The sequence below is a fragment of the Shewanella mytili genome, from assembly GCF_046765975.1.
Lineage (GTDB): Bacteria > Pseudomonadota > Gammaproteobacteria > Enterobacterales > Shewanellaceae > Shewanella > Shewanella mytili.
In genome coordinates, this window is sequence record NZ_JBKOUD010000001.1 from 20017 (window position 1) to 45774 (window position 25758).

The 25758-nt window shown below is 53.4% G+C and carries 20 protein-coding genes; 17 read left to right on the forward strand and 3 right to left on the reverse strand.

Features of this window, described 5'->3' with window-relative positions; all coding sequences use genetic code 11:
• Window positions 1-169: 169 nt before the first annotated feature.
• From rimP to rpsO, 6 genes are all read left to right on the forward strand, one after another.
• On the forward strand, window positions 170-625 hold the full coding sequence (rimP, locus tag ACIDEJ_RS00095; protein WP_411986056.1) for a ribosome maturation factor RimP: 456 nt from the start codon (window positions 170-172) through the stop codon (window positions 623-625).
• A gap of 27 nt (window positions 626-652) precedes the next feature.
• Window positions 653-2152, forward strand: coding sequence for a transcription termination factor NusA (nusA, locus tag ACIDEJ_RS00100; protein ID WP_411986057.1), 1500 nt, complete (start codon window positions 653-655; stop codon window positions 2150-2152).
• A gap of 25 nt (window positions 2153-2177) precedes the next feature.
• Window positions 2178-4859, forward strand: coding sequence for a translation initiation factor IF-2 (gene infB, locus ACIDEJ_RS00105; protein ID WP_411986058.1), 2682 nt, complete (start codon window positions 2178-2180; stop codon window positions 4857-4859).
• Window positions 4860-4924: 65 nt separating this feature from the next.
• Entirely contained in the window at window positions 4925-5353 is a 429-nt protein-coding gene (rbfA, locus tag ACIDEJ_RS00110; protein ID WP_411986059.1) for a 30S ribosome-binding factor RbfA, read from the forward strand.
• Window positions 5353-6318: a tRNA pseudouridine(55) synthase TruB gene (gene truB / locus ACIDEJ_RS00115; protein WP_411986060.1), complete on the forward strand. Its 966-nt coding sequence runs from the start codon at window positions 5353-5355 to the stop codon at window positions 6316-6318. Before rbfA ends, truB begins: the two co-directional genes overlap by 1 nt.
• Window positions 6319-6412: 94 nt before the next feature.
• On the forward strand, window positions 6413-6682 hold the full coding sequence (rpsO, locus tag ACIDEJ_RS00120; protein WP_411986061.1) for a 30S ribosomal protein S15: 270 nt from the start codon (window positions 6413-6415) through the stop codon (window positions 6680-6682).
• A gap of 68 nt (window positions 6683-6750) precedes the next feature.
• Here rpsO and ACIDEJ_RS00125 read toward each other — a convergent pair whose 3' ends face one another.
• Window positions 6751-8823 (reverse strand): putative bifunctional diguanylate cyclase/phosphodiesterase, encoded by a 2073-nt coding sequence (locus ACIDEJ_RS00125; RefSeq protein WP_411986062.1) that lies wholly within the window; start codon window positions 8821-8823, stop codon window positions 6751-6753.
• A 202-nt stretch (window positions 8824-9025) separates the two neighbouring features.
• Between ACIDEJ_RS00125 and pnp the strand changes: the two genes are divergently transcribed.
• The 10 genes from pnp (at window position 9026) to deoD (ending at window position 21364) form a co-directional block, all read left to right on the forward strand.
• On the forward strand, window positions 9026-11137 hold the full coding sequence (pnp, locus tag ACIDEJ_RS00130) for a polyribonucleotide nucleotidyltransferase (protein WP_411986063.1): 2112 nt from the start codon (window positions 9026-9028) through the stop codon (window positions 11135-11137).
• A gap of 162 nt (window positions 11138-11299) precedes the next feature.
• On the forward strand, window positions 11300-12199 hold the full coding sequence (nlpI, locus tag ACIDEJ_RS00135; protein WP_411986064.1) for a lipoprotein NlpI: 900 nt from the start codon (window positions 11300-11302) through the stop codon (window positions 12197-12199).
• Window positions 12200-12412: 213 nt separating this feature from the next.
• The gene (prfC, locus tag ACIDEJ_RS00140; protein WP_411986065.1) at window positions 12413-14002 is read left to right on the forward strand and encodes a peptide chain release factor 3; all 1590 of its coding nucleotides are present in this window, start codon (window positions 12413-12415) and stop codon (window positions 14000-14002) included.
• A gap of 56 nt (window positions 14003-14058) precedes the next feature.
• Complete coding sequence (locus ACIDEJ_RS00145; protein WP_411986066.1) at window positions 14059-14256, forward strand: hypothetical protein; 198 nt, start codon at window positions 14059-14061, stop codon at window positions 14254-14256.
• A 68-nt stretch (window positions 14257-14324) separates the two neighbouring features.
• Complete coding sequence (locus tag ACIDEJ_RS00150) at window positions 14325-15116, forward strand: TatD family hydrolase (RefSeq protein WP_411986067.1); 792 nt, start codon at window positions 14325-14327, stop codon at window positions 15114-15116.
• Window positions 15117-15283: 167 nt separating this feature from the next.
• Window positions 15284-16780 carry a NupC/NupG family nucleoside CNT transporter gene (locus ACIDEJ_RS00155; RefSeq protein ID WP_411986068.1) on the forward strand — a complete coding sequence of 499 codons (1497 nt, stop codon included), beginning with the start codon at window positions 15284-15286 and terminating at the stop codon, window positions 16778-16780.
• A gap of 373 nt (window positions 16781-17153) precedes the next feature.
• Window positions 17154-17927: a deoxyribose-phosphate aldolase gene (deoC, locus tag ACIDEJ_RS00160; RefSeq protein WP_411986069.1), complete on the forward strand. Its 774-nt coding sequence runs from the start codon at window positions 17154-17156 to the stop codon at window positions 17925-17927.
• Window positions 17928-18015: 88 nt separating this feature from the next.
• A complete protein-coding gene (gene deoA, locus ACIDEJ_RS00165) occupies window positions 18016-19371 on the forward strand; it encodes a thymidine phosphorylase (RefSeq protein WP_411986070.1) in 1356 nt (451 codons plus the stop codon).
• Window positions 19368-20585, forward strand: a complete 1218-nt coding sequence (locus ACIDEJ_RS00170) for a phosphopentomutase (RefSeq protein WP_411986071.1) — start codon at window positions 19368-19370, stop codon at window positions 20583-20585. The genes deoA and ACIDEJ_RS00170 overlap by 4 nt, the downstream gene beginning before the upstream one ends.
• A gap of 68 nt (window positions 20586-20653) precedes the next feature.
• Window positions 20654-21364, forward strand: a complete 711-nt coding sequence (gene deoD / locus ACIDEJ_RS00175) for a purine-nucleoside phosphorylase (RefSeq protein ID WP_411986072.1) — start codon at window positions 20654-20656, stop codon at window positions 21362-21364.
• Between the two features lie 137 nt (window positions 21365-21501).
• On the opposite strand, the gene ACIDEJ_RS00180 is transcribed toward deoD, so the two are convergent.
• Complete coding sequence (locus ACIDEJ_RS00180; RefSeq protein ID WP_411986073.1) at window positions 21502-22224, reverse strand: YtjB family periplasmic protein; 723 nt, start codon at window positions 22222-22224, stop codon at window positions 21502-21504.
• Window positions 22225-22307: 83 nt separating this feature from the next.
• Here ACIDEJ_RS00180 and serB point away from each other — a divergent pair, with 83 nt between their 5' ends.
• Window positions 22308-23285 (forward strand): phosphoserine phosphatase SerB, encoded by a 978-nt coding sequence (gene serB, locus ACIDEJ_RS00185; protein WP_411986074.1) that lies wholly within the window; start codon window positions 22308-22310, stop codon window positions 23283-23285.
• Here serB and ACIDEJ_RS00190 read toward each other — a convergent pair.
• A complete protein-coding gene (locus tag ACIDEJ_RS00190; protein WP_411986075.1) occupies window positions 23282-25660 on the reverse strand; it encodes a PilZ domain-containing protein in 2379 nt (792 codons plus the stop codon). The genes serB and ACIDEJ_RS00190 overlap by 4 nt on opposite strands.
• Between the last annotated feature and the right edge of the window lie 98 nt (window positions 25661-25758).

The following is a 25758-nucleotide window of genomic DNA, read 5'->3' on the forward strand; positions in this document are numbered from 1 at the left end:
GTTCCCGGTATTGAGTGTTAATTAAATCAATACTGAATTACAGGTATAAAAAGAAGAACCTCGTAGTACACGGGGTTTTTTGTTATCTGGGATGTAGTATTTTACTGCCCACAGGGCGGTGCGATATCGGGGCTATATAGCCCTTTTTTTGTTTTTTCAGGAGTTTAATTTGGCAACTTTGGAGTCAAAACTCGAAGAGATGTTGCAGCCAACCATAGCCGCACTGGGTTACCAGTTATGGGGGCTTGAATTTGTCAAAGCAGGCAAACATTCCACTCTGCGCCTGTTTATTGACAGCGAACAGGGGATCAACATAGAAGATTGCGCCAATGCCAGCCGCCAGGTGAGTGCATTGCTGGATGTTGAAGACCCCATCGCTTCTGAATACACACTGGAAGTGTCATCGCCCGGTCTGGATCGGCCACTTTTTACCGCTGAGCAGTACCAGATGTACCCCGGTGAAGAGGTGAAAATTCAGTTGACTATGCCAGTGGCGGGTAGTCGCAATTTAAAAGGTACCGTGTTGCGGGTGGAAGGGCAGATGATTGTCCTCAACGTATCCGGTAATGAATTGACAATTGCCTTGGATAACATCCGAAAAGGCAACTTGATTGCAAAGTTTTGATGGATTCAAGGTGAACGAGGCAAGACGATGAATAAAGATATTTTGCTGGTCGCTGAAGCGGTGTCCAATGAGAAGGCCGTACCCCGTGAGAAGATTTTCGAAGCCTTGGAAATTGCACTGGCTACCGCTACCAAAAAGAAATATGAAGGCGATATTGATGTGCGGGTTGCCATCGATCGCAAAACCGGTGACTACGAAACATTCCGTCGCTGGATGGTTATCGACAATAACGGCGAAGCGCTGGAAAACCCTTACCGGGAAATCACGCTGGAAGCTGCCCAGTTTGACAACGCCGAGATTCAGCCTGGCGATTATGTGGAAGATGAAATCGAGTCAGTAAAATTTGACCGCATCACCACCCAGACCGCCAAACAGGTTATCGTACAAAAAGTGCGTGAAGCCGAACGGGCCCAGGTAGTTGAACAGTTCCTTGATAAAGAAGGTGAACTGGTGACCGGCGTGGTGAAAAAATCCAACCGCGACAGCGTGATTGTGGATTTGGGCAGCAACGCTGACGGCGTGCTGTATAAGGAAGATTTAATCCCGCGGGAAACCTTCCGTCCCGGCGACCGCGTGCGTTCATTGCTGTATGCCGTACGTCCGGAAGCCCGTGGCGCCCAGCTGTTTTTGACCCGTTCAAAACCTGAAATGCTGATTGAGCTGTTCCGCGTAGAAGTACCGGAAATCGCCGATGAGATGATTGAGATTATGGGGGCTGCCCGCGATCCCGGTTCACGAGCAAAAATTGCCGTGAAATCCAATGACCGTCGCATCGACCCTATCGGCGCATGTGTGGGCATGCGTGGTGCCCGTGTACAGGCCGTTACCAACGAACTGGGTGGCGAGCGCATTGATATCGTGTTGTGGGATGACAACCCAGCGCAGTTTGTCATCAATGCAATGGCGCCCGCTGATGTGTCTTCCATCGTTGTGGATGAAGACAGGCATGCCATGGATCTTGCCGTAGAGGCCGACAGCCTGGCACAGGCCATTGGTCGCAATGGTCAGAACGTGCGTTTGGCAACCCAACTGACCGGTTGGGAACTGAACGTCATGACCGTTGAAGACATGAATGCGAAACATCAGGCAGAAAGCACCAAAGTGAAAACACTGTTCATGAATGCCCTGCATGTGGATGAAGATTTTGCTCAGGTACTGGCCGATGAGGGCTTTGCAACCCTGGAAGAGGTGGCGTACGTGCCCGCTTCCGAATTGCTGTCCATCGAAGGGTTTGATGAAGATATTGTCAATACGCTAAGAGAACGTGCAAAAGCGGCTTTGTCTACCCGGGCACTGGCTTCAGAAGAAGCTCTGGATGGTGCGCAACCGAGTGAAGAGTTACTGGAATTACCGGGTATGGAACGTCATACCGCGTTTATTCTGGCCAGCCAAGGCATTGTGACTCTTGAAGATTTAGCCGAACAAGGCGTAGATGATTTGATCGAAATTGAGCAAATGACAGAAGAAAAAGCAGGTGAGCTTATCATGGCGGCCCGCAATATCTGTTGGTTTGGCGATGAAGAGTAAGTCGATCAACAGGGGGAAGTAACTGATGGCAGAAACTACTGTAGAAAAGTTGGCCACGGAAGTCGGAAAAGACGTGGATCGACTGATCGAGCAATTTTCCAAAGCTGGCATTAAGAAACAACGCAATGATCGGGTTTCCGAAACAGAAAAGAAACATCTGTTGGAATACCTGAAACAACAGCATGGTCTGGAAAACGCGCCAGAACGCATGACACTGCAGCGCAAGACCGTCTCTACGCTGAGTGTTTCAGCTGGCGGCCAGTCAAAAGATGTCAAAGTGGAAGTGCGCAAGAAGCGTACATTCGTAAAACGTGACCCAGCAGAGCTAGCGCGTCAGGCCGCAGAAGCGGAAGCCAAGGCAAAAGCCGAAGCGGAAGCCGCCGCCAAGGCCAAGGCGGAAGCAGAAGCCAAAGCCAAGGCCGAGGCAGCAGCCAAGGCGGAAGCGGCAGCTAAGGCCAAGGCAGAAGCGAAGGCAAAAATGAACGTTGAAGCGGAAGCAGACGCAGAACCTGAAACAAAAGCGGTTAACCCTGTAGAGTTGACTCCTGAACAAGCGGCTGCCGCAGAGGCTGCACGCGTAGAGGCTGCACGTTTGAAAGCTGCACAAGAAGAAGCGGTACGTCGTAAGGCTGATGAAGAAGCGGCTCGCGCTGCAGAAGAAGCCCGGCGTATGGCTGAAGAAAATGAAAAACGCTGGGCAGAAGAAGAGCGCCAGCGTTTGGAAGCCGAAAACCGTAACGATCACCATATCACCACCTCTAAAGTTGCCCGGGCAGCGGAAGATACCAGTGACATGAACGAAGAGCGTTCCGGTCGTCGCAGTCGCCATAAACAGTCAGGTAAAAAACGTTCAAAAGATGAACGTCAGAGCCGTAATGGCGGTAAAGACCGCAACATGCGCAAAGCCCCGCAGTCCATGAAACACGGCTTTAACAAACCCGTGGCCGCGGTAAACCGTGATGTGCGCATTGGCGAAACCATCACCGTGGCTGACCTGGCACAGCGTATGGCCGTTAAAGCGGCTGAAATCATCAAGATGATGATGAAAATGGGCACCATGGTGACCATCAACCAGGTACTGGATCAGGAAACTGCCCAGCTGGTTGCCGAGGAGATGGGCCACAAAGTGATTCTGGTGCGTGAAAACGAACTGGAACATGAAGTGTTGGCCGATCGTGATGGCGAAGATGTCAAAGTTGAGCCACGTGCACCGGTTGTGACCATCATGGGTCACGTTGACCATGGTAAAACCTCATTACTGGATTATATCCGCCGCACTAAAGTGGCGTCCGGTGAAGCCGGTGGCATTACCCAGCATATCGGTGCTTATCATGTGCAAACTGACAACGGCATGATCACCTTCCTGGATACACCCGGACACGCGGCATTTACCGCCATGCGTGCTCGCGGAGCCAAAGCCACGGATATCGTTATCCTGGTGGTTGCTGCAGATGACGGGGTAATGCCTCAGACCATCGAAGCCATCCAGCATGCCAAAGCCGGCGGCGCGCCACTGATTGTGGCCGTGAACAAAATCGATAAGCCTGAAGCCGATGTGGAACGGGTGAAAAGCGAACTGTCCCAGCATGGCGTTATGTCAGAAGAGTGGGGCGGCGATAACATGTTTGTCTATGTGTCTGCCAAAACCGGTCAGGGCGTAGATGAATTGCTGGAAGCCATTTTGCTGGAAGCCGAAGTGCTGGAGCTGACCGCCGTGAAAGACGGCATGGCTGCCGGTGTGGTTATCGAGTCCAAACTGGACAAAGGCCGTGGCCCCGTGGCTACCGTACTGGTGCAGGAAGGTACTTTGCATCAGGGCGACATCGTACTGTGTGGCTTGGAATACGGTAAAGTGCGCGCCATGAAGGATGAAGACGGCAACAGCATCACTCAGGCTGGCCCTTCCATTCCTGTGGAAATCCTCGGTTTGTCAGGGGTGCCTTCTGCCGGTGATGAAGCAACCGTGGTTAAAGACGAACGCAAGGCCCGTGAAGTGGCACTGTACCGTCAGGGTAAATTCCGCGAAGTGAAACTGGCCCGTCAGCAGAAAGCCAAGCTGGAAAACATGTTTGCCAACATGACCGAAGGCGAAGTGCAGGAACTGAACATCGTGCTGAAAGCGGATGTACAGGGTTCCCTGGAAGCGATTTCCGACTCCTTGAGCCGCCTGTCTACCGACGAAGTGAAAGTCAGCATCATCGCCAGCGGCGTGGGTGCGTTGACCGAAACCGATGCCACATTGGCTGCGGCTTCCAACGCGATTATGGTCGGCTTTAACGTGCGTGCGGACTCTCAGGCCCGCAAGACCATTGAAAGCGAAAGCGTTGACCTGCGTTATTACAGCGTGATTTATGATCTGATTGATGAAGTGAAAGCTGCCATGAGTGGTATGCTGGCACCGGAATTCAAGCAGCAGATCATTGGTATGGCTGAAGTTCGGGACGTGTTCAAGTCACCAAAACTGGGTGCAATTGCCGGTTGTATGGTCACTGAAGGTCTGGTGAAACGCAGCGCTCCTATTCGTGTATTGCGTGATAACGTGGTGATTTACGAAGGTGAGCTGGAATCACTGCGTCGCTTTAAGGATGACGTCACAGAAGTTCGTTCAGGTACCGAATGTGGTATCGGCGTTAAGAACTATAATGATGTGCGCGTAGGCGACCAGATTGAAGTGTTTGAAACCGTCGAAGTAGCCCGTAGCCTATAAAAAGCGGGTTAGTCAGATGACAAGGGCGGCTTCGGCCGCCTTTATTGATTTGGGGGAGTATCCAAATGGCAAGAGAATTTAGCCGTACCCGACGTATAGCCCAGCAGTTGCAACAGGAATTGGCGTTTGTATTGCAACGTGACATGAAAGATCCCCGCATTGGCATGGTTACCGTAAACGATGTGGACGTGTCGCGGGATCTCAGCTTTGCCAAAGTGTATGTCACCCTGTTTGAAGAAGATCCTGAGCGCATTCAGGAAAAAATGGCGGCACTGACCAAAGCGGCACCTTATGTGCGCACGCTGGTGGCTGGCAGAATGAAGCTGCGGGTAATGCCAGAGCTGCGTTTTGTATACGATAAATCCCTGGTGGAAGGGATGCGCATGTCCAATCTGGTGACCCAGGTCGTCAATAGCGACAAGGCGAAACATCAGCAAAGCGAGCATGATGACGTGGCAATTGATGCAGAGCATGCTGATAAGGAAAACGACTGATGGCAAAACGACCCAAGGGCCGTTTCGTGGATGGCGTTGTCCTGCTGGATAAGCCTACCGGTATTAGCTCCAATCACGCCTTGCAGCGGGTCAAGCGCATTTATAATGCCGCAAAGGCCGGCCACACCGGTGCGCTCGACCCTTTAGCCACCGGCATGTTGCCCATCTGTTTGGGCGAGGCGACCAAATTTTCCCAGCACTTGCTGGATGCGGATAAACGCTACCTGGTCACGGCAAAATTAGGGGTGCGTACCGACACCAGTGATGCTGATGGTGAGGTGGTCAGTGAACGGCCCTTAACCTTTACCTCGCAACAGTTGGAAGATGCCCTAGAGCATTTCCGGGGGGACACACAGCAGGTGCCATCCATGTTCTCCGCGCTGAAATATCAGGGGCAACCCCTGTACAAATATGCGCGGGAAGGGAAAGTGGTGCCCCGGGAAGCCCGGCCCATCACCGTTTATGAGCTGAAATTCATCTCCCTGGAGCAGGATTTGCTAACCCTGGAAATTCACTGCTCAAAAGGCACTTATATCCGTACCATCGTGGATGACTTGGGGGAGATGTTAGGCTGTGGTGCCCATGTGGTGATGTTGCGGCGTCTAGCGGTGGGTAATTATCCCATGGCGCGAATGGTCACGCTGGAGCAACTGCAGCAATTACTGGATCAGGCATTGGAGCAGGGCATTGTGCCATCCCAACTGCTTGATCCGTTACTGTTGCCAGCCGATGCCGCCGTGGCGGACTTGGCCGAATGCAACGTGCCGGATGCCCTTGGCAGCTACCTGCTTAACGGCAATCCCGTCCGGGTGAATGGCCTGCAGCCCGGTGAATTGGTGCGCATTACGCTGGGTGATGCGCATCGCTTTATTGGCATAGGCACCATGAATGATGACGGCCTATTGGCACCCAAACGGTTAATGGTACTTCGCCCAGAGACGACGGCCCATCATACGGCGGGTTGAGCTTGCGCTGCTCCCGGTTACAGGGTATTATGCTGCGCCCTTGGCTGAGTTAGTGATCGGCTGAGGTAAATGAAATTATCAATTGGAGAGACTCATGTCACTAAGTACTGAAAAGAAAGCTGAAATCCTGGCTGAATTTGGCCGTTGCGAAAACGACACTGGTTCACCAGAAGTTCAGGTTGCACTGCTGACTGCCCAGATCAACCATCTGCAGGATCACTTTAAAACACACGCTAAAGATCATCACTCTCGCCGTGGTCTGCTGCGTATGGTTAGCTCTCGTCGTAAGCTGCTGAGCTACCTGCATAAAAAAGATGCACAGCGTTATACCGCTCTGATCCAGAAGCTGGGCCTGCGTCGCTAATCAGTTTCTCATTAAAAAAGGAGGCTTATGCCTCCTTTTTTAATGTCCGGGTAATGGCGCCATTACCATTAACTGCTGGATTCAGTGGTTTTTGATGCCATGTTCGCTTGCGGGAGCACGTAATCGCTTTCAAATTGCTCCAGCGTTACCGGCGCACTGAAATAATACCCTTGCCCCATGGCGCAACCATGGTGTTTAAGCCAGTCGAACTGTTGCTGGGTTTCAATCCCTTCTGCAATTATCTGTAAGTCCAGCTGTTTCCCAAGCGTCAGTACCGTGGACGCAATCGCGTTATTTTCCGGTAGCCCGGAAATGAAAGCCCTGTCGATTTTTAGCGTAGTGAGCGGCAGGCGGCGCAGGTAAGACAGGGATGAATAGCCGGTACCGAAATCATCCACCGCAATGCCGAATCCCGCCGTTTTTAATTGCTGCAATTTGGCGATTGCCTGCTCCACGTCATTCATGAAGGATGTTTCGGTAATTTCAATTTCCAGGCATTTTGGCGGAATTTGATAGCGCATTACCATGCGTTTTATATAAGGAATGAGCTCCGGATCGGCAAACTGTTTGGCTGACAGGTTACAGGCAATGGTGGTTTCAAAACCGTAATGTTTTTGCCAGTGACTGAGGGTTTTGCAGCTTTGTTCTATCACCCATTTGCCAATGGCAAGGATGATGCCGGTTTCTTCAGCAATGGGAATGAATGCCATGGGGCTTATCAGCTTGTCACCCCGTTGCCAGCGAATGAGCGCCTCACAGCCGGTGAGCTTGCCATTTTGCAAATTCATTTGGGGCTGGAAATGCAATAAAAACTCATGATTTTGAATGGCCTCATAAAGAGAGGCCTCCATGCGCAGCCGGGTCACCGCACGCTCGGTCATCTGCTGTTTGAAAAACGCCCATTTATTGGAGCCTGCCGCTTTGGCACTGTACATGGCAATATCGGCATGCCGCAACAGCGCCTCCGCACTATCTCCGTCATCGGGATACAAGGCAATGCCTACAGAGGCGGATGGATGGATGACATGATCGCCCAGCTTGATGGGCAATTTCAGCTGTTCAAACAATTTCTCCACATAATCCACGGCCTGATTGGGTGAGTGGAGATATTCCGTGAGGATGACAAACTCATCCCCCCCCAAACGCACCACCAGCCCTTTTTTCCCCACAAAGCGTTTGAGCAGCATGGCGATGCGGATCAAAAACTGATCGCCCCGACTGTGCCCCAAAGAATCATTGATGTTTTTAAAACGATCCAAATCGATGAACAGCAGCACCAAATTACTGTTGTGCACGCTGGCGCGTTGAATGGCAACCGACAGGGCTTCGATGAGCAAGGTGCGATTGGGTAACCCGGTGAGGGAATCCCTGGTGGCCAGTTTGCGCAACTTGGCCTGGGTTTTACCAAACTGGATCAGGATTTGATTGAATTTTGCAGATACCCGTCCCAGCTCATCATTCTGATGGTTGTTGAACATGGGCAGCAGGTGTTCATCCGGGGATTCCGGGTCAATACGATCAATGGCCTCACCAATTCGGGCGATGGGCTGGGTTAAAAAACGGTGGAATAGCAGCGACAGCACCAGGGTAATGAGCAAGGCTCTGGTGAGGGTGGCGATAAAACTCATCTGCAAGCGGTTGCTGAGGGTTTGTGTCAGGGCTCGCGGGCTGTAATTTATCTGCAGGGTGCCAATCATCTGGGGGGCTTGGCGGTGGCCAAGATAGGCGGGTTCATACAGTTGCCGGCTCACCTGCTGAAATTCGCCGAACAACTTGAGGCTGACGGCGGAAAAAAGATCATCAGGCAGGGGTGTGGCGTTGCCCACGCTGACAAACAGGCTGCCATCATCCAGCGTAATGACCGCTGAGCTGACATAATCGATTTTGAGCAAGCCTTCCAGTGTTTGCCGCGCCAAGTGATCATCCAGCGCCCACACGGCGTTTTCCACGGGTTGTTCGATGGAATCGAGTACTTCGGTTTGGCTGCTTTGCAGCGCTTCCCTTTCTGAGGTTACCAGCAGCAGGATTTCCACAATGGAAATGGCAATGGCAAAAAACAGTGCGGTAAAAACCACAAGATTGGTTTGCTTCCAGGTGAGGGATCTGAAGCGTTCAGCCGGCATCTGTTTTTGAGGTTGCATCAATATCCTTTTATCAAGGCAATACCGAGTAATCTTAAAATAAGGTTAGCCCAAACGTCATGGCATTATAAATGAAATTATATTCTGTCACTCTATGGAAAACTTGTGGTTTTGTCACCTTGTTACGCTCTTTATCTGTACAACCGCTTTGCAGTATACTTATGCGCGAATTCAAGATTATTGAAATTAAGGAATGGGTCACGTGAATCCAATAGTAAAAAGTTTTAAGTATGGTCAACATACAGTTTCTCTAGAAACTGGCGTAATGGCTCGTCAGGCTGATGGTGCCGTTTTGGCAAGCATGGGCGATACCACTGTGCTGGTAACCGTTGTCGGTAAGAAAGAATCAGACCCAAGCCGTGACTTCTTTCCTCTTACCGTGAACTATCAGGAAAAAACCTATGCTGCCGGTAAAATCCCCGGCGGCTTTTTTAAGCGCGAAGGTCGTCCTTCAGAAGATGAAACATTGATCGCGCGCCTGATTGACCGTCCCATCCGTCCGCTGTTCCCTGACGGTTTCACCAACGAAGTGCAGGTTATCATTACTGTCGTTTCCGTGGACCCACAGATTGAGCCGGACATCATCTCCATGATCGGGACATCTGCGGCACTGGCGGTTTCTGGTATTCCATTCAATGGTCCTTTGGGCTCTGCCCGCGTGGGTTACATGAATGGTGAATACGTCTTGAACCCAAGCATTGCGGATTTGGAAACCAGCGACCTGAACCTGGTGGTTGCCGGTACCAAAAACGCCGTGTTGATGGTGGAATCCGAAGCCAACATCCTGCCTGAAGAAGTGATGCTGGGTGCGGTGGTTTATGGTCATGAACAACAACAGGTTGTGATTGATGCCATCACTGAATTCCAGAAAGAAGCGGGCAAGCCTCGTTGGGACTGGAGTGCTCCTGCTAAAAACGAAACCCTGGCAGAGAAAATCAAGGCACTGGCTGAAGCCGACTTTACCAATGCTTACCAGATTACTGCCAAGCAGGAACGTTATCAGGCCGTGGCTGACATCAAAAAAGCCGTGACTGAAAAACTGCTGGCGGAAGATGCCGAAGTTGACACTTCCGAAGTGGACACTTTGCTGGGCAGCCTGGAAAAACGCGTGGTACGTAGCCGCATCCTGAAAGGACTGCCACGTATCGATGGCCGCGAACCTGACATGGTGCGCGCCCTGAGCGTAATGGCTGGCGTACTGCCCCGTACTCACGGTAGCGCCCTGTTTACCCGTGGTGAAACCCAGGCGCTGGTAACCTGTACCTTGGGTACCGAGCGTGACGCCCAGAAAGTGGACTCCATTTTGGGTGAACGCACCAAACGCTTCATGCTGCACTATAACTTCCCTCCATATTCAGTGGGTGAAACCGGCATGGTCGGCTCGCCAAAACGTCGTGAAATCGGTCACGGCAAACTGGCTTGGCGTGGTGTTAATGCGGTAATGCCTTCAGAAGCTGAATTCCCGTACAGCGTACGTGTTGTATCTGAAATCACCGAGTCCAACGGCTCCAGCTCCATGGCCTCCGTGTGTGGCAGCTCCCTGGCGTTGATGGATGCCGGCGTGCCTATCAAGACCTCCGTTGCCGGTATTGCCATGGGTCTGGTAAAAGAAGGTGATGACTTTGTGGTACTGTCAGACATTCTGGGTGATGAAGACCACCTGGGCGACATGGACTTCAAAGTGGCCGGTACCCGTGATGGTGTTACTGCGCTGCAGATGGACATCAAAATTGAAGGCATCACCAAAGAGATCATGGAAATTGCCCTGCAACAAGCTTATGGCGCACGGGTACATATCCTGAATGTAATGGATCAGGCCATCAACAAGGCACGTCCAGACATCTCCGACCATGCACCACGCATTACCACCATCAAGATCAATCCGGAAAAAATCCGTGACGTGATTGGTAAGGGCGGCGCCACCATCCGTGCCCTGACCGAAGAAACCGGCACCACCATCGAACTGGAAGATGACGGTACCGTGAAAATCGCGTCCACCAATGCGGAAGCCACCAAAGAGGCCATTCGCCGCATTGAAGAGATCACTTCCGAAGTTGAAGTGGGCCGCATCTACAAGGGTAAGGTTATTCGCATTGTGGACTTCGGTGCCTTTGTGAACATCCTGCCAGGTAAAGATGGCTTGGTGCACATTTCACAGATTGCAGAAGAACGCGTGGCCAATGTGTCTGACTACCTGCAGCTGAACCAGGAAGTTGCCGTTAAGGTAATGGAAGTGGACCGCCAAGGGCGTGTACGCTTGTCCATCAAGGAAGCACAGCAAGCGGCTGCACCTGCCGAGACAACTGCTGAATAATCTCAGCTGAACCATAAAAAAGGAGATCTGCGGATCTCCTTTTTTTATGGTTAAACGCTGTGGCAATTGACAATTTTTTGGCTTCACGGGCGGCACCAATGGCAGTGACAGGGCACTGTTGCTATGATGAACAGCGCATTAGGATGAACAAGGATTTTTTGCATGAACTTGAATTTTCGGGCCACCATATTCGCGTTGCTCGCTATGGCAGGACTCCTGAACAGCGGTTGCGCCACTACGGCCTCGGCTACCACTGATAATCAGGGGCAACTGTTGGTGGCACCATTATTGCCTGATTACAAAATGGAAATTACCCTGGCAAAGCTTAACGAGGTCATTGCCAAAGCCAAACTTACCCAAGAACAATTAGCCCGTTTTCATTATGACCGTGGGGTGATTTATGACCGCCTCGGCTTGCGCATCATGGCGCGGATAGATTTTCATGAAAGCCTGAAATTACAGCCGGACATGGCTGATGCCTACAACTTTATCGGCATTTACTATACCCAGGAAGGGGAGTTCGATGCCGCTTATGAAGCGTTTGATTCTGCGTTGGAATTGGCCCCTGATTATGATTACGCCTATTTGAACCGCGGCCTTGCCTTGTATTATGGCGAGCGGCCCCAGTTGGCGGTGGCAGACATGCGCGCGTTTTGGCAAAAAGACCCCACTGATGGTTATCGGGCCTTGTGGCTGTATCTGGCGCAAGAGCGCGTGGATGCCAAGCAGGCCTTGGCCACCTTGCAGCTGAACCGGCAACAGCTCCATGATGATGCCTGGGCCACGGTGCTGGTGGACTTTGTGCTGGGCAAGGTCTCCAGCCAACAAGTGTTTGCCTTGGCCAAACAAGGGCTGAAAACCCCTTCCGAATATGTGGAGCGCCTGTGTGAGGCGTATTTCTATCTGGCCAAGGTGGCAGAGCATCAGCAGCAAAACGACAAGGCTGCCAGCTATCTGCGATTGGCATTGGCCACCAATATTTATGATTTTGTAGAGCACCGTTACGCCCGGGTTGAACTGGCACTGCTGGCAAACGCCATGGCGCCGGTGCAGGGAAGTTAAGCCCGCCACATGCCACACAATGTGTAAATCCTGCTGTCAGGCCGCGGTTGCGGCCTGCTTTATCGGGTTTGCACATTGTTTATCCCGCCAAGATCATAGAAAATAGCCCCCTTGAACTTTGTTATCGTGCCTGCCACCCCATGAGTCGGTGGCCCTTGCATCGCTGCCTGTGGCAGCGGGTCATTGCACAATTTACGCAGAAGATAGTCATCCATGTCGAATAAGCTTATTCAGCAGGAAGTGGGTAAACGCCGCACTTTCGCCATCATCTCGCATCCCGATGCCGGTAAAACCACCATTACAGAAAAAGTATTGCTGCACGGTCACCTGATCCAGCAGGCCGGTACCGTTAAGGGCCGTGGCTCGGGCCAGCATGCCAAATCCGACTGGATGGAGATGGAAAAGGAGCGTGGCATTTCGGTCACCACTTCCGTGATGCAGTTTCCCTATAACGAATGTCTGGTGAACCTGCTTGATACCCCCGGGCATGAAGACTTTTCCGAAGATACCTATCGTACGCTGACGGCGGTGGACTCTTGCCTGATGGTGATTGATGCCGCCAAAGGGGTGGAAGACCGGACCCGTAAGCTGATGGAAGTGACCCGCTTGCGTGACACCCCCATTATCACCTTCATGAACAAGCTGGACCGGGATATCCGAGATCCCATGGAGCTGCTCGATGAAGTGGAAAACGAGCTGAACATCATGTGCGCTCCCATCAGCTGGCCCATCGGTTGCGGCAAGTCATTCAAAGGGGTTTACCACCTGCACCGGGATGAAACCATTTTGTACCAAAGCGGTTTGGGGCATGCCATTCAGGAGGTGCGCATCATCAAAGGGCTGGACAACCCGGAGCTTGACAGCGCCGTTGGCAGCGATTTGGCCCAGCAGTTGCGCGAAGAGCTTGAACTGCTGCGTGGTGCCTCCAATGAATTTGATGAAGAGCTGTTCCTCTGTGGTGAGTTGACGCCGGTATTTTTTGGTACCGCGCTGGGCAACTTCGGGGTGGACCATATGCTCGATGGCCTGACAAAATGGGCCCCTGCGCCAAAACCGCGGCAAAGCAGCGAGCGGCTGGTAGAGGCATCAGAAGACGAGTTTTCCGGTTTCGTGTTTAAAATCCAGGCCAATATGGACCCCAAACACCGTGACCGCATTGCCTTTATGCGGGTGGTGTCGGGTAAATATACCCAAGGCATGAAGATGAAACACGTGCGTATTGGTAAAACCGTCAGCATTTCCGATGCGGTCACCTTTTTGGCCGGTGATCGGGAACGGGCGGCAGAAGCCTATGCCGGCGATATCATCGGTTTGCATAACCATGGCACCATCCAGATTGGCGATACCTTCACCCAGAATGAAGAGCTGAAATTTACCGGCATTCCCAACTTCGCCCCTGAAATGTTCCGCCGTATCCGCCTGAAAGATCCCCTGAAACAAAAACAGTTGCTCAAAGGGCTGGTGCAGTTGTCAGAAGAGGGCGCCGTGCAGGTTTTCAGACCGTTGGACAGCAACGACTTGATTGTGGGCGCCGTCGGGGTGTTGCAGTTTGAAGTGGTGGTAGCGCGGTTAAAATCCGAATACAACGTGGAAGCGATTTACGAAGCGATACATGTGGCAACCGCTCGCTGGGTTTACTGTCAGGATGCCAAGAAACTGGATGAGTTCCAGCGCAAGTGCTCCCCAAATCTGGCACTGGATGGCGGCGATAACCTGACGTACATCGCCCCGACCATGGTCAATCTTAACCTGTCGATGGAGCGTTATCCCGATATTGAGTTTGCCAAAACACGGGAACACTGATAAAAGGCGGAGTAACACTCCGCTTTTTTCTTGAGCAACTGCAAAGGACAGACAATATGAAAAAATTGTTTTCGCCGGTTGTGAGCCTGTGGCACAAATACACCGCTTGGTGTGACCGTATGGGATTAACGGAAGATAACCGTCGTTGCTGCATGCCCCGTTTACAAGACCCGCCATTGGACAGCACGCCACAGGCTAAAAAAGTGCCTGCCCAAGGTGGTGCCAAGGCCAAGCCCAACACCGAGACCAAGTAAGTGGCCGCGGCATTCCCATCGGCGATGGACGGCTTTCACCTCAATCGTTTGAGTTTGCCAAGGCCCGCATGCTGACCGATTCTCACGCCCATCTGGATTTTCCGGAGTTTGACAGCGATCGGGCAATGCTGGTGCAGCAGATGCAACAAGTTGGCGTTCGCGATGTATTGCTGCCAGGAGTGGCGCCTGAATATTGGCCTCGGCAGATAACCCTGGCCGGCAGCTACCGGTGGCGTTACGCCTTGGGGATCCACCCATGGTATTGCCCGGACAACATTCCCGAGGCCATTGCCCGCCTGGCGCAGCAAGTGGCAACGGCCAAACATGACCCTTTATGGGTGGGCATTGGCGAATGCGGCCTGGATAAACCCATAGCCCAGTTGCCAGATGGTCACGCTCGAAAGGTTTCCTGGCAGCGGCAGATAGCGCTGTTGACGCCGCAACTGGCGCTGGCGCAAGGTATGCAGCGACCCCTGATTTTACATGCCGTGCGTTGTCATGAGCCGATGCAGCAGCTGCTTGGGCAACACCCTGGCTGTTACGGGGTCATTCACGGCTTCAGTGGCAGTTATGAGGTGGCCATCAATTACTGGCGCATGGGGTTTCGTTTGGGCATCGGCGGTTTGCTGCTAAATTCCCGGGCCAAAAAATTACGTCATGCGGTCATGCAGTTGCCCGCAGAAGCCTTATTGGTAGAAACCGATGCGCCCGCCATGGCACCCGCTGAACGGGCAAATACGCGCAATACACCGCTGCTATTGCCGGAGGTTGTGGCAGAAATGGCCCGGTTGCGTAACCAGGGTAATGTTCAATTATCAGAACAGCTGCAGCATAACTTTCATCAACTGTTTGAACCATAACCGGAATTGACTGAACATCTTTATCAATCAAAGATAAGGTTTTGATAAATAACCGCTAAAATAAATATCAACAGGCGATTTTGTAACGACCCTCCGTTATAATGCCGCCGGAATAAAGGCCGGTTAACACCATTAACATAGCAATGAACAATAAAAAGGGATAGTTAATGAGTATCGTCATGAGTTTAGTGGGAGTGGTTGTCCTGCTGTTTGTTGGTTTTCTGTTTTCCAACAACAAAAAAGCAATCAATCTGCGCACTGTGGCTGGGGCATTCCTGATCCAGGCGGCATTTGGCGGATTCGTGCTGTATGTGCCGGTGGGGAAAGATATTCTTAAAGGGGTATCGGATGCGGTGTACAGCGTAATTGATAAAGCTAACGACGGTATTCGCTTCCTCTTTGGCGATCTGGCAAACTTTAAAATGGGATTCCTGTTTGTTGTCCATGTGTTGCCGGTCATCGTCTTTTTCTCTTCCTTGATTGCCGTACTGTATTACCTTGGCATCATGCAGTGGGTCATCCGCATTCTGGGGGGCGCCCTGCAAAAGGCACTGGGCACCAGTCGCACCGAGTCCATGGCGGCCACCGCCAATATTTTTGTGGGACAAACCGAAGCGCCATTGGTGGTCAGACCGTTTATTCCCACCATGACGGAATCGGAACTGTTTGCGGTGATGGTCGGTGGTTTGGCCTCCATTGCCGGGTCGGTAATGGCAGGGTATGCCCAGATGGGGGTGCCCATGGAATACCTGGTGGCCGCTTCCTTTATGGCGGCGCCAGGCGGCTTGCTGATGGCCAAACTGATGCATCCGGAAACCCAAAGCACCCAAGACGATATCATCACCTTGCCCGATGATCCGGACAAACCCAGCAACGTGCTGGATGCCGCTGCCAGCGGCGCTTCTGCCGGCATGCAGCTGGCGTTGAATGTGGGTGCCATGTTACTGGCCTTTGTTGGCCTGATTGCGCTTATCAACAGCATGATTGGCGGCATTGGCGAAATGCTGGGGTATGGCGATGCCGCACTGGCTACCGCTTTCAATGCCTTGCAACAAGCCGCTGCTGCCACCCCGGAGTTACAGGCCGCGTTTAATGGCAGCTTGCAGGCGCTGGCCGAGCAGGCCCATGTTGCGGTAAATGCGCTGGCAATTACCGAGGTGGATCGCCAATGGGTGATTGATGCCTTTACGCCGCTACAGCAGCCAGAATTGGCCGCTGCTTCCAAAGCGGTGGTGGATGCGGCCGCCGCCCATATCTCCTTGGAGATGATCCTGGGCTACATTTTCATGCCGCTGGCATGGCTGATTGGGGTGCCATGGAACGAGGCCATGCTGGCCGGCTCGTTTATCGGGCAGAAAATCGTGGTCAACGAGTTTGTGGCCTATTCCTATTTTGCCCCTTATCTTAAGGACTTGGCTGACGGCGGCCAGATAGTGGCCCAAACCGGGGTGGCCATGAGCGACAAAACCAAGGCCATCATCTCCTTTGCCTTGTGTGGTTTCGCCAACCTGTCATCCATTGCCATCTTGCTCGGCGGTCTTGGCGGCATGGCCCCCAGCCGACGCCATGAATTGGCCCGTTTGGGCATGCGGGCAGTGGTTGCCGGCTCGCTGGCAAACCTCATGAGCGCCACCTTGGCCGGCCTGTTTATTACCCTGTCTTGAGTGATTGCCGGGCGGATGCTGCATCTGCCCGGTCACAACCCCCTTCCAGATCATTAATTTCATGAATTGTTCTTTAATATGAACCGATGGTTCTGGAAATGAAACTATCCCCAGTATATCATTGGCCTCCCAACAGGGGCGATTGCGCTGTGGCCCGCCACAGGATTGGGCACCAGCCTGGCAATCCCGTAATTTTCTCGCGCTAAAATGGAATTTTCGCGGGGAAGAGCCGCCGCTGACACTCTTTCCCGGTCTTCATGGAGACAAGTCGTGACCTCATATGACAGTCGTTATCTGAACATGTGAGAGGTTGCTGCATGCCGATACGGCAGCAAAGCGGAACAGATAAGGTTATTTCTCGGAGAGCTTACCCATGACTGATTTGAAACAGGCCGCCCGTCAGGCCATTGGACTGATGGACTTGACCACACTGAATGATGATGACACAGATGAAAAAGTGATTGCGCTGTGTCATAAAGCGAAAACCCCTGTGGGTAACACCGCAGCGGTGTGCGTGTACCCTCGCTTTGTGCCTGTTGCCCGTAAAACCCTTAACAGTATCGGTGCCAGCGATGTGCGCGTTGCCACTGTGACCAACTTTCCCCATGGCAATGATGATGTGGACATTGCATTGCTGGAAACCAAAGCCGCTGTTGCCTATGGCGCGGATGAAGTGGATGTGGTGTTTCCTTATCGCGCCTTGATGGCGGGGAACGAAACCATCGGTTTTGAACTGGTCAAGGCCTGCAAGCAAGCCTGTGGCGACAAGGCATTGCTGAAAGTCATCATTGAGTCCGGTGAGTTGAAAACGCCCGCCTTAATTAAAAAAGCGTCGGAAATTGCCATTGCCGCCGGTGCGGATTTCATTAAAACCTCTACAGGCAAAGTGCCGGTTAACGCCACCATTGAAGCGGCTGAAATCATGTTGCAGGTGATTAGCGATACCAATCCCCAGATAGGTTTCAAGCCCGCCGGTGGGGTGCGTGATGCGGCCCAGGCAGCAGAATTCCTGGGGCTGGCGCAACGCATATTGGGTGCTGACTGGGTATCGGCGCGCACTTTCCGTTTCGGCGCTTCCAGCTTGCTGGGCAATTTGCTGCATACCCTGGGGCAGGAGCCTGCTCCGGCTCAGACAAACGGTTACTAACCATTACCCAAATACAATAAGGCGGGTCAGGGGGACCTTTGGCCCGTGCTATCACGTTGCATGATGATGGATACTCCAGGAGGGATTGATGTATCTGGCACAGGAAATCATCCGTAAAAAACGTAACGGGAAAGCGCTTAGCGCAGAGGAAATTGCATTTTTCGTCCATGGCATAACTGATCGCAGCATCTCCGATGGGCAGATAGCGGCGCTGGGCATGGCGATTTACTTTAATGACATGACCATGGATGAACGGGTTGCCCTGACGTTGGCAATGCGCGATTCCGGCCAGGTACTGCAATGGGATCACTTGCAGTTACCAGGCCCGGTACTGGATAAACACAGCACCGGTGGTGTGGGTGATTGCACCAGTTTAATGCTGGGGCCCATGATTGCCGCCTGCGGTGGCTATGTGCCGATGATCTCCGGCCGTGGGCTGGGGCATACCGGCGGTACGCTGGATAAGCTTGATGCCATTCCCGGGTATCAGACCGAGCCGGACAGCCAGCGTTTTTGCCAGGCGGTAAAACAGGCTGGCGTGGCCATCATTGGCCAAACCGGTGATTTGGTGCCGGCTGACAAACGGTTTTACGCAATTCGGGATACCACGGCCACCGTGGAGTCCATTGCGCTCATTTCGGCTTCCATTTTGTCGAAAAAACTGGCCTGCAGCCTGGATGCGCTGGTGATGGACGTGAAAGTGGGCAGTGGTGCCTTTATGCCCACCATGGCGCAATCCAAAGCTTTGGCGCAGTCGATTGTCACTGTGGCCAATGGTGGCGGTACCCGGACATCGGCACTGCTGACCGACATGAATCAGGTACTGGCCTCCTGTGCGGGCAATGGGCTGGAAGTGGCAGAAGCGGTGCGTTTCCTTACCGGGGAGCAACGCTCGCCACGTTTATACGAGGTCACCATGTCCCTTTGCAGTGAATTACTGCAACTGGGCGGGTTGGCCAGCAGCGATGCCGATGCCAGAGCCCGTTTGCAACAAGTGCTGGATAACGGTCAGGCTGCCGAACGCTTTGGCAAAATGGTGGCGTTATTGGGCGGGCCGAAAGATTTTATCGAGCACTACCAGCATTATTTGCCACAAGCCACTGTTGTGAAACCGGTTTTCGCCGCAGACAACCACCATGGCCGGATGGTTCAGGCCATGGATACCCGCCAGTTGGGCATGGCGGTGGTCACACTGGGCGGCGGGCGTCGTCAGGTAGGGGATGGGCTGGATTACCGGGTGGGATTAAGCGAGATTTGCACTCTGGGGCAGCAGTTGTTGCCTGAACAGCCCCTGGCCATGATACACGCTGCCAGCGAAGCCCAATGGCAAGAGGCCGCCGCCATGGTGCGGGCTGCGGTGCAGCTGGGGGATACCTCGCCAGCCCTGCATGTCGAGGTTTATGATTGTATCCGGACAACCGGTAATCCGGTGGAGAATAGATGAAACGCTGTATCATTTTAATGCTGGACTCTTTTGGCATTGGCGCTACCGCTGATGCCGAGCAATTTGGTGATGTGGGCGCCAATACCCTTGGGCATATCGCCAGGGAGTGCGCCGATGGCCGGGCGGATATCCATCGGCAAGGCCCGTTGTCATTGCCAAACCTGAGCCGCTTGGGGCTTGGGCTGGCCGCCAGGGAGAGCTGCGGTGAATTACCGGCAGGGTTCAGTGACGCTATCAGTGTTACCGGCGCCTACGGCCATGCGGCCGAGCTGAGTTCCGGCAAGGATACTCCCAGTGGGCACTGGGAGATGGCCGGTGTGCCGGTGTTATTCGACTGGGGGTATTTTCGCCAGAAACAGCAATCCTTTCCCAAGGCGCTTACCGATGACATCCTTGCCCGCGCCGGTTTGAGCGGTTTTTTAGGTAATTGCCATGCATCGGGCACGGTCATTCTGGATGAGCTCGGTGAGCAGCACATGCAAAGCGGCCTGCCCATTTTTTACACCTCGGCGGACTCGGTGTTTCAGATTGCCTGCCATGAGGAGACTTTCGGTCTGGACAAGCTGTACCGTCTTTGTGAAATCACCCGGGAAGCCCTGGCCCCTTACAATATCGGGCGGGTGATTGCCCGGCCCTTTGTGGGCAGCGGTCGCGGGGCGTTTGTGCGCACCGGCAATCGCCGGGATTATGCGGTCGAGCCACCGGATGTTACCGTGCTGGACAAACTGCAAGCCGCTGGTGGCCAAGTGGTGAGTGTGGGCAAGATTGCCGATATCTATGCCCATCGCGGCATTACCCACAAAGTGAAGGCCTCCGGGCTGGAAGCCCTGTTTGAGGCCACTCTCAATCAGGTAAAGGAGGCGGCGGATAACACCATCGTGTTTACCAACTTTGTGGATTTTGACTCCCTGTACGGACACCGGCGCGACGTGGCAGGCTATGCCCGCGCGCTGGAGTACTTTGACCGGCGTTTGCCGGAGCTGCAGGCATTACTGCAGCCGGATGACTTGCTGTTGTTAACGGCGGATCATGGCTGCGATCCCACCTGGACAGGCACGGATCATACCCGTGAACACGTGCCGGTATTGGCTCAGGGGGCAGGGCTTGTGCCCGGCTCGCTGGGGCGGCGCCATAGTTTTGCGGATATCGGGCAAAGCATTGCCAGTTACTTTGAATTATCGCCAATGGCTTACGGGGAATCTTTTCTGCCGTAGTGCCGTTTTTCCGCTATGTTTGAGCGGAGCTGATCATCTTTATTTTGAACCATAGGGGTTATTTGTTCATGGCAACACCACATATCAACGCCGCCGATGGCGCTTTTGCTGAAACCGTACTGTTTCCGGGAGATCCGCTGCGGGCCAAATATATCGCCGAAACTTTTCTGGAAAACGCAGAAGAAGTCACCAATGTGCGTAATATGCTTGGCTATACCGGCACTTACAAAGGCAAAAAGGTTTCTGTCATGGGATCAGGCATGGGGATCCCTTCCTGCTCCATCTATGCCACTGAGCTGATTAAGGATTATGGGGTGAAAAACCTCATCCGGGTGGGAACCTGTGGTGCCATCAGCCGGGATATCAAAGTGCGTGATGTGGTGATTGGCATGGGCGCCTGTACGGATTCACGGGTTAACCGCATGCGTTTCAAGGACAAGGACTTTGCCGCCATTGCAGACTATGAACTGCTGAGCGCCGTGGTCAATGCGGCCAATGCCAGCAACATCAAGGTGCGGATTGGCAACGTGTTTTCGGCGGATCTGTTTTACTCGCCGGATCCTGAAATGTTTGACGTAATGGAAAAAATGGGCGTTCTGGGGGTAGAGATGGAAGCCGCCGGCTTGTATGGCGTTGCCAAAGAGTTCGGTGCCAAAGCCCTGTGCGTGGCCACGGTGTCCGATCATATCCGCACTGGAGAAGTCACCAGCGCTGCGGAGCGCCAGACCACCTTTAATGACATGATCACCATGACGCTGGATGCAGTACTGACGCTCTGAGTGCAGACCGCTTGGCAGTGACACCATGATAAAAAAGGCGCCTTGATGGCGTCTTTTTTATGGTTGATGCAGGTGCCATGACGCATAGCCAATGCTGCACATAGCCAATGTTGGGCATGGTGCTTGCCGTGGGCGGGTTATGGGCTTGTGGCTTCTTCGGGTGGTGACGGGGGCAATGCCCCGCTGTTGTCATTATCGCCATCATTATCGGCACCGGCGCTTTGCCGGTGTTTCTCAGCTTGTTTTTTCACGGCTTTTCGCTGCCGCTTGATGCGGGTCCGGCGGTGCACAAACCGCGCCCGTTTAAGGGATAATGCCCGGGACAGCAGCATCCCGATAATGCCCGCCATCAGCAACATGATTTGCTGTTGTTGCATGTTTTGCTCATGGGCGGCTTTAATCTCGTTCAAAAATAGCTGGGGATTAAGGCGCACCTCAATGAAGCCAAGGTTTTTCCCTTCCTGTATCACGCTTTCCACGTAAGGCGGATAAGGTGCCAGCAGAGCCTGCAGCGCTTCATCATCAGCGTTGATGGCCTCGTCGGTCACATCCTGGTCAAATGACATCCGCTGCCCCTCATCGTTATAGATGGTGGCGGCCATCACTTTCGGATCTTCCACCAGCGCCGTGGTAAGCCATTGCAGCTGTTCATCGTTTTGGAGTCTCAGGGCGGGAGCCGCGCCATAGGCCGTTTGCTGCACCAACAATCTGGCCATCATTTCGGTTTGGGACTTTAGCAAAAGCTGACCTTGTAGTAGGCTGGTCTGCCATAGCTGCACCAACGCGACAATCAGGGTGACCGCTAGCGCTATCTGCAGCAGCCTGATAATAGTGTGGGTGGTTTTCAGCCCGTCAAACAACGCGTTGTCCCTTAATTTTCAGCGGATTCACGTTAATCATAATGGATTATCGTCAACCCCGATAGCAGGAGAAACATACAAACATGGTTCCAGCGTTTTGCCATTTGGTTTGTCAGTCAGTGGATGACAAGGCAACCTTTCATCTGCCATCCCGTGTTTGGCAGGGGTATCAGGAAGGTCAGCATGTGTCAGGGTGGCGTTTGCGCCTGGTCTTTGCGGCTGATGCCGAAGATGCGGTGATGGCATTGCTGCCTGCATTGCCCATTGGGGCGATGGCGCAATTGCGGCGCCAACAACCGTTATTGGGGCTGGAATTATCGTTAACCGAAGCGCCGGATGAGGGCTTGCTGCAACAGGTACGCGCCGTGCCGCAGCTTGAGGCGTTATTACTGGCGCCGGGGGCCACGTTGCCGCTGTTGAACCGGCCAGGATTATTGGTGATGGACATGGACTCCACCGCCATTGAAATCGAGTGCATTGATGAGTTGGCCGCTGCCGCCGGCGTGGGCGCAGAGGTGGCCGCGGTAACCGAGCAGGCCATGCAGGGGCAACTGGATTTTGAACAGAGCCTGCGGGCCCGGGTGGGCAAGCTCAAAGGGGCGGATTGCAAGATTATTGCCGACTTGTGCGCGCGCTTGCCGTTAAGCCCCGGGTTAACTTCCATGATTGACGAGCTGCAACAGCATCATTGGCGCACCGTGGTGGCCTCCGGTGGCTTTACCCCGTTTGTGGAACACCTCAAGCAGCGCCTGTCGCTGGATGCCGCATTTGCCAACGAGTTGGTGCTGCAAGATGGCAAGTTTATGGGGGAAGTGCGGGGGCAGGTGGTTGATGCCGCCTTTAAAGCGGCAACGGTGGGTGATTGTGCCAGAAAGTGGCAGATTGCTGACGGACAGAAAGTGGCCATTGGCGATGGAGCCAACGACATTCCCATGGTTACGGCGGCGGATTTGGGGGTGGCCTATCATGCCAAGCCCAAGCTGGCGGCGGCGGCCGATGCAAAAATCAGCCAGTTGGGGTTACAGGTGTTGCCCTTCTTTTTGCAAGTGGCGGCGGGTTAATCCGCTGATGGCTCGTCCAGCTCCAGTGGCAGGCGCATTTTTACCTCGGCGGTGATATCGGTTAATTCCCCCACACCAATAATGCGCCACAGCAGTTTTTCCAGCTGTTGGGCGCGGTGCTTGGCGTGAATCTTCACGTAATCCAACTCCCGGCGCAAGTAGCCCAAATCCGGTTTGTCGGTGGCGCCGCGGTAGATTTTCAATGCCATGAAGCGGCCGATGTGATCCGCCTGCTGGATAAAGTCCAGCAAGGCCGCGGGCGACTCGATTTCATCCTCCCGCCGGCAGGTGAGGATCTGGGGATGAGTGGCAGTGCTCACAATGGCATACAGCTCAAAACTGTCGGCACTGTCTTGCGGACGCATCTGGCGGATGGGTTCGATGAGATCCAGTTTCAGGCGTCCGTCAGCCAGAATCGGGCTTAGGTCAAACAGTAACCGGTTGCCTTGCCCCCGTAAAAACAGGTCGCTGATATTGTCCCGCTGCATGCCAATGCCAATGCAGGCCATGCGGAAGGATTTCTCGGTTTTTTCCAGCATGAAAGGCACCCCGTGCAGGTAGCGGATTAACTGGTTTTTCAACCCGTCGGCCAGCTCTTTGGTTTGTTGGCTGGTATCGGTACTTGGCTGGAGCTTTTCGCGGTTGCGGATGATGAGCCGGTTGAGAAATTCAACCCCGGTATGGGGAGCATGGCCCACCACGGCGGCCAGATGCAGCGCCAGGCCATTTTTACGGCTGAGTACCAGCCGGTAAGGCAGCTCCTGCAGTTTTAGCTGGGGGGCCAGCGCCTGCAATTTGGGAAAGCTCAGCAGCAGTTCCTTGCCAGCATCAAAGGTGTCAGGCGCATCCAGATGCAGTTGTAAGCCCCGACTGGAAATGTCATGGGTCATCGCCTGGCATTGGTGGCCGTCTTGCTGTATTTGCACCAATGTCTTAAAGGTAAAACGCTCTTCGCGGCGGCGTTCACTGAAATTGAGGGTGACCAGATGACAGCGGTTTTGGGTGGTTTTTTCCACGCCAAAGCGTTTCAGGGCGTTGATGTTTTGCTCTGATTGCCAGCACTGGTAGTGCTCGGCTGCGGTTTCCGTTGTCAAATCCATCAGTTGCACCAAACTTTGGTACTGGGCCAGCTGCTGCTCAGTCAGTGCACTGTAACATTGATCGTCTATGGGGAGGGCCGAGGATTTATACGGCAGCTGGTGATCTATCGCATCCAGGTGTAAACGGCAGACCTTCCAACTGGCCTTGGCGGCACCATAGTGGAAAAACAGCGGCATCAGCCCGGATGCTTGCAGCTCTGCTAAGGTGGCCGCATAGAAAAACAAGCGCCCCCTGGCGTTATAGGTAAAGCAGTAAAGCAACCCGTAGGCGCTGTCGTCAGGGTGCTCCTGCAGTGCCTGCAGCCGCTGTGGGGTCAATATCATCGGCAGCTGGTTGCAGTCGTTCTCGTCAAAAAAGTAGTGCAGCAGCTCCTGATTGTCCTTGCTGAGCAATATGGTGTCGATGTGGGGTTGCTGCTCGGCATTTTGGCAGATGAACAGCGGCAGGTGGGGGTAATGCGGCAGATAGTGGCGTTCAAATCCCAGCCCGCTGGCATTGACCATCACATCGTTGATGTCCACTTTATAGCGGAATTTATACCCCCGGATAAGTTTGCCCAGCATGTCTGACAGCTCATCAGAGCCACTGACCCGCTTGAGCCGTAGCAAGCAGTCATCACCATCCTTGTCTGCATCCACAACCTGATAGTCCACACCCTGCTGCAAATCGGCAAAATAAAACTCATCTCCCAGGGCTTGCAGTTTTACCCGCAGCGGATGCTGCAGATCAAAGCCGTGTTTGCCGGGGATGCGAATGCGGGCGCCGCTGATGGACAAATCTAGGGTATTGCCGCTGATCTCTCTAAGCCCGGGCTGGGAAACCTGGATTTTGATGCTGTAATTCATCCGCTCTTCGGTGCGGCGGATGTAATTGCCCAGAATGATGCCCGGCACCAATGCCTGGACCGGAGCGCCCTGATGGCCTTCTTTTTGGTGACGGCGCTGCTGATGGGCACGCATCACTTCTTCATACACGCCCATGGTGTATTGGTTGCGATAAAGTGCCAGTGCGTGCTGTAACACCTGCTGGGCCGGCTCATCCAGATAATGCTGTTGCTCCCCCAGCGTAACGGCGCTGCAGGGCAGTTCGGATTTATCCCGCAGATCCATGATGCGCAAGCAGGGGGTGGCCAACCGCTTGATTTCCATTTTCAGCAAAAAACGGCTGGAGGTGGATTCCCCCTGGGTCATCTGCTCAAACAGTTCATCAAAGTTGGGCTCCATCATCAGCGGTTTCAATTGCTCAATGAGAAGGCTGTGGGGTTCTGCGCTCATCTATTCACTCATAAAAGATGCTAAACTGCGACGGGTGTTTAACTCTATGTCGGCTGCCACTGAGATAACTGAACGCCAATTGGCGGGTTATCATCTTG